Source organism: Neoaquamicrobium microcysteis, from assembly GCF_008180155.1.
GTDB lineage: Bacteria > Pseudomonadota > Alphaproteobacteria > Rhizobiales > Rhizobiaceae > Aerobium > Aerobium microcysteis.
On record NZ_VSZS01000064.1, the window covers coordinates 148,302 to 162,822 of the forward strand.

Sequence of the window (14,521 nt, forward strand, 5' to 3'; positions counted from 1 at the left end):
CTAGCGGGGCGCGGTCACCCGCCGCAGCGTGAGGTTGATGCGGCCGCCGTTCTTCAGCAGCGTCGACGTGCCGGGATAGATGCGGTCCACGCCGTGAAAGGCGAGGCGGCCTTCCCCGCCCAGCACCACGAGGTCGCCGCTCGCCAGCTTGAACGAAGCCGTCGGCCCCTGCCGCGTCGTTCCGCCCACCCTGAAGCGGCAGCTGTCGCCGAGCGAGACGGAAAGCACGGGCGCGTCGAAATCCTGCTCGTCGCGGTCCTGGTGGAGGCCCATCTTCGCGGTGGAATCGTAGAAATTGACGAGGCATGCCTGCGGCGGCGCTGGATATCGCGCCACCTCGTCCCACAGCTCGAGCAGGCGAGCGGGTATCGGCGGCCAGCTTTCGCCCGTCACCGGATGCTCCGGCTGGTAGCGATAGCCGCGGTCCTTGTCGGTTACCCAACCGAGCTCGCCGCAATTGGTCATGCGCACGCTCATCGGCTTGCCGGTGCGCGGCATCGCCGGCACGAACAGCGGGGCTGCCTGCACCACGGCGCGGATGTCCTCGACCAGCGCCTCCTGCGCGGCGCGGTCGAGATGGTCGGGAATGTGCCGCACGCCGTGCGGAAGATCATGGGCCATGGTCGTCGTCATAAAAGAATTTCGGCGGCATCGAAGCCGCCGAAAATGGTTCTCATGGATGCCCGCTTGTCAGGCCTTGTCGAGTTCCGGAATGCGCAGCACCTGCCCGGGATAGATCTTGTCGGGGTGCTTAAGCATCGGCTTGTTGGCCTCGAAGATCACGTCGTGCTTCGCGCCCTTGCCCTTGCCGTAATGCGCCTCGGCGATCTTCCAGAGGTTGTCGCCCTTCTTCACGGTGTAGAAGACGGGGGCCTTCTCGGCCTTGTCGGGGGCGGCTTCAACCGTCAGCGCCGTTTCCACCTTCTCGACGCCGAGCGTGTTGCCCACGGCAACGACAGCCTTTTCGAGCGTCGCCTGGTCTGCGACCGAGCCTTTGAGCACGGCCTTGTTGCCCACCACCTCGATCTGCACCTTGTCGGTTCCGAGCCCGTGCGAATCGAGCTCCTTCTTCAGCTCTTCGACCTTGGGTTCGTCATCGTCGCCGCCGATGCCAAGCTTCTTGCCGATGGACTTCGCAAAATCGAACAAACCCATGAAAGGTCTCCCTGCAACATTGGATCATCGCCCCAGTGGACTGTGACGCAGGCAGGTCGAAATTGAAAGCGGGATTCGTTGGACCGGCGTTTGCCGAAGATCAGTCGGACGAAATCTTGCCGCGCATCTTCTTGATGCCGGATCTGCCCGCCTTTTCCTTAAGCCGCCGCTCGACCGCCCCCTTGGAGGGCCTTGTCTTCTTGCGTGGCTTCGGCGGCGGTTCGGCGGCCTTCGCCAGCAGCTCGGCAAGGCGGCTGCGCGCATCGGCGCGGTTCTGCTCCTGGGTGCGGAAGCGGCTCGCCTCGATGACGATGACGCCGTCCTTCGTGGCGCGCTGGCCGGCGAGCGATATAGCGCGCAGGCGCACGCGCTCGGGCAGTCCCTGCGCATTGGCCGCGTTGAAGCGTAGCTGGACTGCGGTCGCGACCTTGTTGACGTTCTGGCCGCCCGGTCCCGACGACCGGATGAAGTTCTCTTCCAGCTCGTCCTCGCCGACCTCGACGCCGGGCGCGATCTGCAACCCCTTCTCCGCGCTCATGCCCCAGCCTCCGTTCCAGTCCCGAAAGGACCGGCACTACATAGGACGATGCGGGACGTGCGAAAAGCCCGTCAGAATTCCTCCCAGCCGTCCTCGGCCGTTTCCACCGCCACTGCCGCTGCCGTGGCTGCACCCCCGCCACGCGACATTGTCGCGATGCGCTGGCTTACCGCACGAACCTGTGGCCGGTCGGGCGCGGCGGCAGGCTGCTGCACCGGATGGGCGCGCTGGGCCGTTTCGCGGCCGAGCTTGAACTGCGACAGCAGGTCGTTGAGCGCGCTGGCCTCGCCTGCCAGCTTGTGGCTTGCGGCCGTGGACTCCTCCACCATCGCCGCGTTCTGCTGCGTGCCCTGGTCGATGCGGCTGACGGCGATGTTGATCTCGTTGAGCCCCGTCGCCTGCTCGCGCGACGCCTCCACAATGGCCACCACGTTTTCGCTGATTTCCTTGACCTCGACCACGATGGTGTTCAGCGCCTGGCCTGCCTCGCCCACGAGCGACACGCCGGATTTCACGTGCTCGCCAGAGGCGCTGATGAGGGTATTGATCTGTTTGGCCGCGTTGGCGGCGCGCTGCGCCAGCTCGCGAACCTCCTGCGCGACCACGGCGAAACCGCGGCCCGCCTCGCCGGCGCGCGCGGCTTCGATGCCGGCATTGAGCGCCAGCAGGCTGATCTGGAAGGCGATCTCGTCGATCACGCCGATGATCGTGCCGATCTGCGTGGACGACTGTTCGATGCGGTCCATTGCCGCCACAGCGTCCTGCACGATCACGCCGGAGCGCTCCGCGCCGGCACGGGTGCGGGCCACCAGCGCGCCCGCCTCGTCGGCGCGGCGGCTGGAATCCTGCAGCGTGGTCACCAGCTGTTCCAGCGCGGCTGCCGTCTGCTCGACCGAGGCGGCCTGCTGTTCCGTGCGTTTCGACAGGTCGTCCGACGCGTTGCGGATTTCCTCGGAGCCGGCATGGATGGCGTTGGCATTCTCGCCCACGGCCTGAAGGGCGGCCTGCAGCCGTGCCGCGGAATGGTTGAAGTCGGCGCGCAGCTTTTCCATCGATTGGGTGAAGGGCTCTTCCAGCCTTTGCGCCACATCGCCGTCGGCAAGCCGGCTCAGCGCGCCGGCCAGCATCTCTACCGCGTGCTCCAGCTCGCGGGCGTGCATTTCCTTTTCGGCGCGTTCGCGCTCCTCGCGCTCGTGCGCCTGCCGCTGGCGGGCGTCCTCGGCGTCGCGCTCCTCGTTGACCTTTCGGACGGTGTTCTCGCGAAACGCATCGAAGGCGCTGGCGATCTCGCCGATCTCGTCGCGGCGTCCGAGCCCAGGCACCTCCACGTCGAGCCGTCCGGAAGCCAGTTCCCGCATCGATCCCGCGGTGCGCGAGATCGGCAGCGCGACAGAGCGCCAGACGAGAAATCCACCAACGATCACGGCCAGCAGGATACCGCCCACCGAGATCATCACGATCCGCTCGATCGACGCCGACGTGGACGCCTTGGCGGCGGCTACCTCGGCCTGCACGCGGTCGATGGCTGCGCGGATGCGTACGAAGCCCGGCTCCAGATCGGCGAAGGTCGCGGCCACGCGCGTCTGCAGCTGAACATTGCGCCCGGTGGTCGAGGCGAAGTCCTCGAACGTTCCCTGGTAGGCATCGAGCGTCGCCATCACGCCGCCATACATATCGGAGGTACCGAAGACGCCGCGCGGCTTCTTGCGCAGGGTTTCGATCGCGGCTGCGACATTGGCGTGGTTTGCGTCCGTCGGGCTCAGCACGAAATCCTTCTCGGCCGAGAATATGGCGGCGGCATCGACGCGGAGCGGCGGATAAGGAATCGTTGAAAGCTGCCTGGCGAGCGTGTCGTTGGCCGTGCGCATGTCCTGCTGCAGGCCCGATTGCGGGTTCAGGCCGAGCCTCCGGCTCGCGTCCACCGATCTGCCGAAGGCTTGCATGTAGCGCTGGAATCCGGAGGTCAGCGCGCCTTCCTCGGGAATGTCGCGATGCTGGTTGCGCGCGACGATCACCTCCAGCGTCTCCAGCGTCTGCTCCACCTCGCCGCCGAGCGCGGCATGCGCCTCGATCAGGCTTTCTCCCTTGTTGAGAAAGAAGTCCTTCTCGATGGTCCGCAGCCGGAAAAGCTGATTCTCCAGCGTGTTCGTCACGTCTCCGGCGATCTGCGCCTCGGCCTGAAGCTGGTCCTGCGCGCGCATCACATTGCGCTCATGCAGGAAAAGTCCCGAAACCGCGACGACGCCGACGACGCCCACCAGGGCGATCAGCGCGATGCGGTGGGAGATGCGAAAGGCGGGAAGCTTCATTGTCGAACCTTGGGGGCTTCGCGTCCGTCTTCACCGGGGAAGCGGACGGCGATTTCTTCAGGATGGAAGAATGCTGGTGACATGCCGAACGCGGCAGAGGCTCGACGTCATGTCTGCCCGGACGTTTCGCCCGGACCCCCGCGATCACAAGAAACGGATTTCATTAAATCCGCGTGAACGGCAGACCGCGTTACCGCTTCTGCGACGTTTAAAAGCAAAGGCCCGGCTTTCGGCCGGGCCTCTGGAAGACAACGAGCGCGGCGTGCCTACTCCGCCGCTTCCTGGTAACGCGGTGCTGCACTGAGCGTGCTGGCGTCCACATGCGCCTCGAACTTCCCGAAATTGTCGACGAACATGCCGACCAGCCGGCGGGCCTGCCGATCATAGGCCCCAATGTCGGCCCAGGTGGAGCGCGGGTCGAGAATGGCGCTGTCCACGCCCGGCACGGCGACGGGAACCTCGAAGCCGAAATTGGCGTCGGTGCGAAACTGGGCATCATTCAGCGAGCCGTCGAGTGCGGCCGACAGCAGCGCCCGCGTCGCCCTGATCGGCATGCGGTGGCCGATGCCGTAGGCGCCGCCGGTCCAGCCGGTGTTCACCAGCCAGCAGTTCACCCCGTGGCGCGCGATCAGCTCGCGCAGCAGGTTGCCGTATTCTGAAGGGTGACGCGGCATGAATGGCGCGCCGAAGCAGGTGGAGAACGTCGCTTCCGGTTCGGTGACGCCCTTCTCCGTGCCGGCAACCTTGGCGGTGTAGCCGGAAAGGAAATGGTACATCGCCTGCGCCGGCGTCAGCCGGGCGATGGGCGGCAGCACGCCGAAGGCGTCGGCCGTCAGCATGATGATGTTCTTCGGGTGCCCGGCCTGCCCGCTCGCGCTGGCGTTGGGGATGAAGTCCAGCGGATAGGCGCAGCGGGTGTTTTCCGTGAGCGAGCCGTCGTCGAAATCGGGAATGCGGTTCTCGTCCAGCACGACGTTCTCGAGCACGGTGCCGAAGCGGCGCGTGGTCGCGAAGATTTCGGGCTCCGCCTCGGCCGACAGCTTGATCGTCTTGGCGTAGCAGCCGCCCTCGAAATTGAAGATGCCGTCTTCGCCCCAGCCATGCTCGTCGTCGCCGATGAGCGTGCGCTTCGGGTCGGCCGACAGCGTGGTCTTGCCGGTGCCCGACAGGCCGAAGAAGACGGCCGCGTCGCCCTGCGGGCCGACATTGGCGGAGCAGTGCATCGGCATGACTTCGCTGGCCGGAAGCAGGTAGTTGAGCGCGGTGAAGACCGATTTCTTCATCTCGCCCGCATAGGAGGTGCCGCCGATGAGCACCAGCATCCGCGAGAAGTCGATGGCGATGACGGTCTCGGTGCGGCATCCGTGGCGCGTGGGGTCGGCGCGGAAGGACGGCAGGTCGATGATCGTCATCTTCGGCGCAAACGAGGCGAGTGCCGCGCGATCCGGCCGGATCAGCAGGTTGCGGATGAACTTGGAGTGCCAGGCATATTCCGTCACCACGCGCGTCGGCAGGCTGTTGCGCTCGTCGGCGCCGCCGATCAGGTCCTGCACATAGAGGTCCAGCCCGGCCGCATGCGCTATCATGTCGTCGTAGAGCGTCTGGAAATGCTCCGGCGACATCGGCTTGTTGTTGTCCCACCAGACGTGGTCCTCGGTGGACGCGTCGCGCACCACGAACTTGTCCTTGGGCGAGCGGCCGGTGTGCTGGCCCGTATAGGCGACGAGTGCGCCATGGGCCGTCAGCTTCGCCTCGCCGCGCGCGATCGCGTGCTCGGCGAGTTCGGCCGGGCCGAGATTGTAATGGACCGTGCCCGTCGTCTTCAGACCGCAGGTTTCGATCCCGTTGCCGGGATTGCGCAGGCCGATTTCTGTCATCCTCACCACCAAATACCGGAGCCGAACTTGCAACGCTTCGCTCGTGGGCTTGGGCGGAATGGGGCCGGCCTCACTGAAGGTCGTCTGGTTCAGAAACAGAAAAGCTTATTGATTTCAAATCATTAATCGATTTAAAGAATCCAGTTCCAGTTTAAATCGTTTGTAAGTGTTTAAATCTCGGCGGGTTGGCCACATATTGGGCAGCAATTGCCGGGTCGACGGGCAGGCCCGCATCGATTTGCCGGGTTGATCTTGGCCCCGGCTCTGCGCCACAATTTGTACCCAATTTGTCCGTCTACAGCCCTTTCTTTATGCAGGAAGGGACCCGCTCATGAGGGAGCCGCTTGATATGGCAACGATCGCGCTAGTCGATGACGACCGGAATATTCTCACGTCCGTTTCGATCGCGCTGGAGTCCGAGGGCTATCGGGTGGAGACCTATACCGACGGCGCTTCCGCGCTCGAGGGCCTTGCCGCCCGCCCGCCGAACCTCGCCATCTTCGACATCAAGATGCCGCGCATGGACGGGATGGAGCTGCTGCGCCGGCTGCGCCAGAAGAGCGACATGCCCGTCATCTTCCTCACCTCCAAGGACGACGAGATCGACGAGCTGTTCGGCCTCAAGATGGGGGCCGACGATTTCATCCGCAAACCGTTCTCGCAGCGCCTTCTGGTCGAGCGCGTACGCGCCGTCCTGCGCCGCGCCAATGCCCGCGAAGCCGGCGTCAAGGCGCCCAGCCAGCAGGCACGGTCGCTCGAGCGCGGCCAGCTCGTGATGGATCAGGAGCGGCACACCTGCACCTGGCGCGGCGAGCCGGTGACGTTGACGGTCACCGAGTTCCTCATCCTGCATTCGCTGGCCCAGCGCCCAGGCGTGGTCAAGAGCCGTGACGCGCTGATGGATTCGGCCTATGATGAGCAGGTCTACGTCGACGACCGCACCATCGACAGCCACATCAAGCGGCTGCGCAAGAAGTTCAAGGCGGTCGATGACGATTTCGACATGATCGAAACGCTTTATGGAGTAGGCTACCGCTTCCGCGAGGCATGAGGCCTGCGGGCGCAATGCAGGGCTGAATGTCGGCAGAGTTCGAGACCTACGAGACGCAGGCCGCCGAGGCGAAGGCCGAGGCGCGGCGCGGCCCCCGCCCGTGGAGCCGCCGCATCGTCGTGCCGTTCCGCCGCATTCTCGGCCACTACGTGTTTTCCAGCCTCACGCGCCGCATCCTGGTTCTCAATCTCGCCGCGCTCGGCGTGATGGTGATCGGCATCCTCTACATCAACCAGTTCCGCGACGGGCTGGTGCAGGCTCGCATCGAGAGCCTGATGATACAGGGCGAGATCATCGCCGGCGCGATAGCCGCGTCGGCAACGGTCGAGACCGACTCGATCACCATCGACCCGGAAAAGCTACTCGAGCTGCAGGCCGGCGAGAGCCTTCCGCCCGGCACCGGCCAGCTTGAAAGCCTCGACTTCCCGATCAATCCGGAGCGCGTCGCCCCCGTGCTGCGACGGCTGATTTCGCCGACGCTCACGCGCGCGCGCATCTTCGACCGTGACGCCAACCTGCTGCTGGATTCGCGCGCTCTCTATTCGCGCGGCCAGATACTGCGCTACGGCCTGCCGCCGGTGGCCGAGGAGGAGCCCGGCCTCCTCAAGCGGGTGGAGCGCTTCGTGTTCGGTCTGTTCAACCGCTCCGACCTGCCGGTCTATCGCGAGCAGCCGGGCGGCAGCGGCACCGCCTTTCCCGAGGTGATGAGCGCGCTGCAGGGCAGCCCCTCCTTCATCGTGCGGCGTAGCGAGCAGGGCGAGCAGATCGTCTCGGTGGCGGTACCGGTCCAGCGCTTCCGCGCCGTGCTGGGCGTGCTGATGCTGTCGACGCAGGGCGGCGACATCGACAAGATCGTGGCGGCCGAGCAGCGCGCCATCCTGCGCGTCTTTGCAGTGGCCGCCGTCGTCAACGCCATCCTGTCCATGCTTCTGGCGTCCACCATCGCCAATCCGCTGCGCCGTCTGGCCGCAGCCGCCGTCAGGGTGCGGCGCGGCGTCAAAAGCCGTGAGGAAATACCCGATTTCTCCGATCGACAGGACGAGATCGGCAATCTCTCGGTCGCCCTGCGCGACATGACCAATTCGCTCTACGCGCGCATCGAGGCGATCGAGAGCTTCGCGGCCGATGTCAGCCACGAGCTCAAGAACCCGCTTACCTCGCTGCGCAGCGCCGTCGAAACCCTGCCATTGGCCAGGAACGAGACATCGCGCGCCCGGCTGCTGGAGGTGATCCAGCACGATGTGCGCCGCCTCGATCGCCTCATCACCGACATATCCGATGCCTCGCGCCTCGATGCCGAGCTGGCGCGCGACGACGCGCAGCAGGTCGATCTGCTGACGCTGGTGACCGAGATCGCAGACGCATCGAAGGATGCCGGCCGCCACAAGAAGGCGGTGGAGATCGAGGTGCGCACGGGCAAGAAGGGGCAGGCGGCGCGCGAGTTCTTCGTGTCCGGCCACGACCTTCGCCTCGGGCAGGTCATCACCAACCTCATCGAGAACGCCCGCTCCTTCGTGCCGGAGGAGGGCGGGCGCCTGCTCATCACGCTGTCTCGCACGCCCCGCCACGTCGTCGTCACCGTGGACGACAACGGCCCCGGCATCCGCGTCGACAATATCGAGCGCATCTTCGAGCGGTTCTACACCGACCGGCCTTCCGGCGAGGCATTCGGCCAGAATTCGGGCCTCGGCCTGTCGATCAGTCGCCAGATCGTCGAAGCCCATGGCGGCCGGCTGACCGCCGAGAACATCCCCGGCGCCAAGCCTGGCGAGTTCAAGGGCGCCCGCTTCGTCATGACCCTACCGGCCGAGAGCTAGACCCGGGAATGACGCGCACCAATGTTCACGCGACCGCGCTGGTGGTGGGCGCGACCGGCCTGCTCGTCGTCGGCCGCTCGGGCGCGGGCAAGTCGATGCTGGCGCTCCACATGCTCGGAATCCTCCATGCGCGCGGGATATTTGCGGCGCTGGTTGCAGACGATCAAATCTGGCTCGACATCAGGGGCGACCGTCTCGTCGCCGAAGCGCCGCAGACCATTGCCGGCATGATCGAGGTGCGCGGTTACGGACCTGCGTCGATCGCCTTCGAGAAGCAAGCCGTGATCGACCGGGTCGTCGCGCTGGTCGATCCGGCCGAGGCGCCGCGGCACCGTGAGGACGCGATCGAGACGATCCTCGGCATTCCCCTGCCGCGCCTCGACCTTCCGCACGGCGACGCGCCTGCGTCCGCGCGCGCCGTCTTCGCCTGGCTCGGCCTTTCGCCGGCGGGTGGGCGCTGTTGAGCCGAATCTTCGCCGAACTGCGGCAATTTGGCTTCCTTCGTGGCAATTTTGGGCTTGTCAAAGGCCAAACCGCTGACAAGATAGCGCTCCTTGTCGTCCGGGCTCCATGAGCCGGGTCTGCCGGCAGCAGGGTCTGGGAACGGAGGCGGGTCGCGCGAATCGCAGGATGCTCGTGCCGAACGCGTGTGACGGGAGTGGGTGTTGACCAGTTCTGACAGTGCCGGGGGTCGCCGCGCGTGCAGCGTGGACCCGTCGAAACCGTCTGCCGCGGCGCGGTTTGCCGCATGATCGGCCTTGTGCTCGTGACACATGGCCAGTTGGCCGTCGAGTTCCGCCACGCCGTCGAGCATGTGGTGGGGCCGCAGCAGAATTTCGAGACCGTGCCCATCGGCGCCGACGACGACATGGAGCAGCGCCGCACCGACATCGTCGATGCGGTCGACCGCGCCGACACGGGCGCCGGCGTTATCATTCTCACCGACATGTTCGGCGGCACGCCTTCCAACCTCGCCATCTCTGTCATGAGCCCCGGCAGGGTCGAGGTGATCGCGGGCGTCAACCTGCCGATGCTCATCAAGCTCAGCAGCGTCCGCGCCACCGACGACATGACGGCCGCGCTGGAGGAAGCGCAGATGGCGGGGCGCAAATACATCAACGTCGCAAGTCAGCTTCTGAGCGGTAAATGACCCAGCCAGCGGACGCCGGGGCGGACGGCACGATCAGGCGCGAGCTGACGATCGTCAACAAGCGTGGCCTGCATGCGCGCGCCTCGGCCAAGTTCGTCCAGCTCGTCGGCGGCTACGACGCACAGGTCGAGGTCGAGAAGGATGGCGTCAAGGTGGGCGGCACCTCCATCATGGGCCTTATGATGCTGGCTGCCAGTCCCGGCTGCGGCATCACCGTCACGGCCCGCGGCCCGCAGGCGGCCGCCGTCATGCAGGCGCTTGAAGAGCTGGTCGCAGAGCGTTTCGGCGAGGAATGCTGAAGGCCGGTCGTCCGCTTCCTCCATATGTACGAATAAAGATTTCTTTATATGCCATTGCCGAAATGCCGGTTTTCTGCTAGTCGGCGGACCAAATATGCGCGCTGTGTATACAGGGCGGCGCGCGCCATGATTTCAAGGGATTTGGAGCGAACGCCATGAGTGGCCAGGATTACATCGTTGCAGACATCTCGCTTGCCGACTGGGGTCGCAAGGAGATCGAGATCGCCGAAACCGAAATGCCCGGCCTGATGGCCAGCCGAGAGGAGTTCGGCGCGAGCAAGCCGCTCAAGGGTGCGCGCATCACCGGCTCGCTGCACATGACCATCCAGACAGCGGTTCTCATCGAGACGCTGCAGGCGCTGGGTGCGGAGGTTCGTTGGGCCTCGTGCAACATCTTTTCAACCCAGGACCACGCCGCAGCCGCCATTGCGGCCGCCGGTACGCCGGTCTTCGCCGTGAAGGGCGAGACCCTGACGGAATACTGGGAATACACCGACCGGATCTTCCAGTGGGCCGATGGCGGCCTGACCAACATGATCCTCGACGACGGCGGCGACGCCACCATGTATATCCTCATCGGCGCGCGCGCCGAGGCCGGAGAGGACGTGCTTTCCAAGCCGGGCAACGAGGAAGAGGAAATCCTCTTCGCCCAGATCAAGAAGCGCATGCAGGCCTCGCCCGGCTTCTTCACCAAGCAGCGCGAAGCGATCAAGGGCGTGACGGAGGAGACGACGACGGGCGTCAACCGCCTCTACCAGCTCCAGAAGAAGGGCCTGCTGCCCTTCCCCGCCATCAACGTCAACGACAGCGTCACCAAGTCGAAGTTCGACAACAAGTACGGCTGCAAGGAATCGCTGGTCGATGGCATCCGCCGCGCCACCGACACCATGATGGCCGGCAAGGTCGCCGTCGTCTGCGGCTATGGCGATGTGGGCAAGGGTTCGTCGGCATCGCTGCGCGGCGCGGGTGCGCGCGTCAAGGTCACCGAGGTCGATCCGATCTGCGCGCTGCAGGCTGCCATGGACGGCTATGAGGTCGTCACGCTCGACGACGCGGCCGCTTCCGCCGACATCGTGATTACGACGACCGGCAACAAGGACGTCATCACCATCGAGCACATGCGCAAGATGAAGGACATGGCGATCGTCGGCAACATCGGTCACTTCGACAACGAGATCCAGGTCGAGGCGCTGCGCAACCTGAAATGGACCAACGTCAAGCCGCAGGTCGACCTCGTGGAGTTCCCCGGCGGCAACCGCATCATCCTTCTGTCGGAAGGCCGCCTGCTCAATCTCGGCAACGCGACCGGCCACCCCAGCTTCGTCATGTCGGCTTCCTTCACCAATCAGGTGCTGGCGCAGATCGAGCTCTGGACGAAGGGCGAGCAGTACAAGAACGAGGTCTACGTTCTGCCCAAGCACCTCGACGAGAAGGTCGCGCGCCTGCATCTCGACAAGGTCGGCGCCAAGCTCACCGAGCTTTCGACCGAGCAGGCCGCCTATATCGGCGTGACTCAGCAGGGTCCGTTCAAGCCGGAACACTACCGCTACTGATTTATTAACCATTCGACACAACATATTGAGGCCGGACGATTGACTTTCGTCCGGCCTTTTTTGCGTCCGGCTCACCTTCACGGCGATTCGCTCGCACGGTACAGTGGTGTGATTCGTAACGCCTCCGTCTCCGGTGAGGGGAAACTGGAAGGGGCGCGACCTTTCTGGGCGGTTATGGCGCTCATGCGGCGGAGAGGACATTTGCACATGCCAGGGGTGCACCCACTGGATGCGGGGAAATCCGGCACCGGCAGCCGGAAGGATTCGATGCCGGGCTTTGCGCCGTTGCCGCGGCGCGGCACTGTTCGCGCACTCGCGGCCCGTGCACGCGGCGGCGTTGCCGCGGCCCTGACGCTGGCGGCAATGCCTGCCACCGCACTGGCCCAGTCGTCGGACGGGTCGCCGCTCGGCGGGCGCATCTCCGTGGGCGCCATGGAGGTCATCCAGCTGGCGCTGTTCGCCGGCATCACCGGCGCCGCGATGATCTCGGCCATTCTGCTTATCCGCGAACGCACGCGCACGGCCGCCGAGAACGTGCGCCTGCGTGAGCGCATCGCCGAGATCGGCAACACCCTGCAGCGTTCCGAAGCTTTGCTCAACCTGAAGGACCAGCGCATCCTCGTCTGGTTCGGCGACGAGAAGAAACCCGAGCTGGTGGGTTCGCTCGCCGGTGCCGACGCGCCCGAGGATCGGGCCACCTTCCTCGCCTTCGGCCGCTGGCTGGCTCCGCGCAGCGCCTCGCGTCTGGAGCGCGCCATCGCCGCGTTGCGCGAAGGCGGCCAGTCCTTCGATCTCGTGGCCGAGACCAGCAAGGGCGTGTTCCTCGAGGTGCAGGGGCGCATCGCTACCGGCCACGTCGCGGTAAGGTTCTTCTCGCTCTCGGACGCACGGCGCGAGCACGCCGAGCTGCGCGTCGAGCACCAGCAGCTTCGCAACGAGCATGACACGCTGCGCCACCTTCTCGACGCACTCCCCATGCCCGCCTGGCTGCGCGGCGACGATGGCCGCCTGAGCTGGGTCAACGCGGCCTATGCGAGAGCCGTCGAGGCGCCGAGCGCCACGGTCGCGATGAGCGAGAACCGCGAATTTCTCGGCACCGCGGCGCGCGAGCAGATCGCCCGCGATCATCTCTCCGCGCCGGTCTTCCAGCAGAGCCTCTCCACCGTCATCGGCGGCGACCGTCGTATCTTTGCCGTCACCGATGTCGTCGGCAGGGAAAGCTCGGCAGGTCTGGCGCACGACACCAGCGACATGGAGACCATCCGCGAGGAGCACGAGCGCACGGTGCGCAGCCACGCCGATACGCTCGACCAGCTCAACACCGCGGTCGCCATCTTCGATACCGACCAGAAGCTGCGCTTCTTCAACCAGGCGTTCCAGAAGCTCTGGGAGCTCGATATCGGCTTCCTCACCAGCGCGCCCGACAACACGCTGCTGCTCGACAGGCTGCGCAGCGACGGCAAGCTGGCCGAGCAGCCGGAATGGCGGCGATGGAAGGAGAACCTTCTGGGCGCCTACCGTGCGGTCGAGCCGCAGGAGCATCTGTGGCACCTTCCCGACGGCCAGACGCTGCGCGTCGTCGCCAACCCGCAGCCCAAGGGCGGCGTGACCTGGGTGTTCGAGAACCTGACCGAGAAGATCAATCTCGAAAGCCGCTACAACACCGTCGTGCGGGTGCAGGGCGTGACGCTCGACAATCTGGCCGAGGGCGTCGCCGTGTTCGGGCCCGACGGGCGGGTGCGCCTTTCCAACCCCGCCTTTTCCACGCTTTGGGGCCTGCCCGAGGGGCTGGTCAAAGCCGGCACGCATATCTCCGTCATCAAGGCCGCCTGCCAGACGCTGGCCAAGGCGAGTCCATGGGGCGAGTTCGCCGCCTCCGTCACCGGCTTCGACGAGGAACGCAGCGACGGCCACGGCCAGGTCGAGCTTTCCGACGGCAACATCCTTCGCTACGCCGTCATCCACCTGCCCAACGGCCAGGTGATGACCACCTTCATCGACGTGACCGACAGCGTCAACGTCGAGCGCATGCTGAAGGACAAGAACGAGGCGCTGGAGCGCGCCGACCAGCTGAAGAACGATTTCGTGCGACACGTCTCCTACGAGCTGCGCTCGCCGCTGACCACAATCAGCGGTTTCGCCCAGCTTCTGGCGCAGGATGCGGCCGGGCCGCTCAACGAGCGCCAGCGCGACTATGTCGATCACATCGCCTCGTCGTCCTTCGAGCTCGAAACCATCGTCGACGACATTCTCGACCTTGCCACCGTCGATGCGGGCATCATGGAGCTCGACATCGGCGAGGTCATGATCGAGCAGGCGGTGAAGTCGGCGGCCGACCTCGTGGCCGAACGTCTGCGCGAGCACGACATCAGGCTGGAGATCGAGCTGGCCCAAGCGCCGGCCTCCTTCCACGCCGACGAGAACCGCATCCGCCAGATCCTGTTCAACCTGCTCAGCAACGCGGCCAATTTCGCGCCCGAGGGCTCCGCCATTCGACTCTCCTGCTTCCGCGATCCCGGCGGCGTGGCCTTCGCCGTGCATGATGACGGGCCGGGCATTGCGCCCGACGTGCTCGACGGCATTTTTCGGCGCTTCGAGCCCCATGCCAATGGCGGTCGCCGGCGCGGCGCGGGCCTCGGCCTTTCCATCGTCAAGAGCTTCGTGGAACTGCATGACGGGTCGATCGAGATCGACACCGGCGAAGGACGCGGCACGACGGTGATCTGCCGTTTCCCGATGGCTCCCGAAGGGTTCAGGGCGGCGGCGGAATAG

The 14,521-nt window shown here is 65.6% G+C and carries 12 protein-coding genes; 7 read left to right on the forward strand and 5 right to left on the reverse strand.

The window, feature by feature from the left end; genetic code table 11:
* The 5 genes from FY036_RS14400 to FY036_RS14420 form a co-directional block, all read right to left on the reverse strand.
* Positions 1-633 (reverse strand): alpha-ketoglutarate-dependent dioxygenase AlkB family protein, encoded by a 633-nt coding sequence (locus FY036_RS14400; protein ID WP_235897677.1) that lies wholly within the window; start codon positions 631-633, stop codon positions 1-3.
* Between the two features lie 57 nt (positions 634-690).
* On the reverse strand, positions 691-1,155 hold the full coding sequence (gene lysM / locus FY036_RS14405) for a peptidoglycan-binding protein LysM (protein WP_148915440.1): 465 nt from the start codon (positions 1,153-1,155) through the stop codon (positions 691-693).
* A gap of 100 nt (positions 1,156-1,255) precedes the next feature.
* Positions 1,256-1,693, reverse strand: a complete 438-nt coding sequence (arfB, locus tag FY036_RS14410) for an alternative ribosome rescue aminoacyl-tRNA hydrolase ArfB (RefSeq protein WP_148915441.1) — start codon at positions 1,691-1,693, stop codon at positions 1,256-1,258.
* Between the two features lie 71 nt (positions 1,694-1,764).
* A complete protein-coding gene (locus FY036_RS24245) occupies positions 1,765-4,002 on the reverse strand; it encodes a methyl-accepting chemotaxis protein (protein ID WP_328593106.1) in 2,238 nt (745 codons plus the stop codon).
* Between the two features lie 266 nt (positions 4,003-4,268).
* Positions 4,269-5,879, reverse strand: a complete 1,611-nt coding sequence (locus FY036_RS14420) for a phosphoenolpyruvate carboxykinase (RefSeq protein WP_148915442.1) — start codon at positions 5,877-5,879, stop codon at positions 4,269-4,271.
* 349 nt (positions 5,880-6,228) lie between these two features.
* Here FY036_RS14420 and FY036_RS14425 point away from each other — a divergent pair, with 349 nt between their 5' ends.
* The 7 genes from FY036_RS14425 to FY036_RS14455 all read left to right on the forward strand — a co-directional run bounded on the left by FY036_RS14425 (position 6,229) and on the right by FY036_RS14455 (position 14,521).
* Positions 6,229-6,930: a response regulator transcription factor gene (locus FY036_RS14425; protein WP_148915443.1), complete on the forward strand. Its 702-nt coding sequence runs from the start codon at positions 6,229-6,231 to the stop codon at positions 6,928-6,930.
* Positions 6,931-6,956: 26 nt separating this feature from the next.
* Complete coding sequence (locus FY036_RS14430) at positions 6,957-8,747, forward strand: sensor histidine kinase (protein ID WP_148915444.1); 1,791 nt, start codon at positions 6,957-6,959, stop codon at positions 8,745-8,747.
* 8 nt (positions 8,748-8,755) lie between these two features.
* Positions 8,756-9,211, forward strand: a complete 456-nt coding sequence (locus FY036_RS14435; RefSeq protein WP_148915445.1) for an HPr kinase/phosphorylase — start codon at positions 8,756-8,758, stop codon at positions 9,209-9,211.
* A gap of 284 nt (positions 9,212-9,495) precedes the next feature.
* On the forward strand, positions 9,496-9,897 hold the full coding sequence (locus tag FY036_RS14440) for a PTS sugar transporter subunit IIA (RefSeq protein WP_148915617.1): 402 nt from the start codon (positions 9,496-9,498) through the stop codon (positions 9,895-9,897).
* Positions 9,894-10,196, forward strand: coding sequence for an HPr family phosphocarrier protein (locus tag FY036_RS14445; protein ID WP_148915446.1), 303 nt, complete (start codon positions 9,894-9,896; stop codon positions 10,194-10,196). The genes FY036_RS14440 and FY036_RS14445 overlap by 4 nt, the downstream gene beginning before the upstream one ends.
* A 155-nt stretch (positions 10,197-10,351) precedes the next feature.
* A complete protein-coding gene (gene ahcY, locus FY036_RS14450; protein WP_148915447.1) occupies positions 10,352-11,749 on the forward strand; it encodes an adenosylhomocysteinase in 1,398 nt (465 codons plus the stop codon).
* A 207-nt stretch (positions 11,750-11,956) separates the two neighbouring features.
* On the forward strand, positions 11,957-14,521 hold the full coding sequence (locus FY036_RS14455) for a sensor histidine kinase (RefSeq protein WP_148915448.1): 2,565 nt from the start codon (positions 11,957-11,959) through the stop codon (positions 14,519-14,521).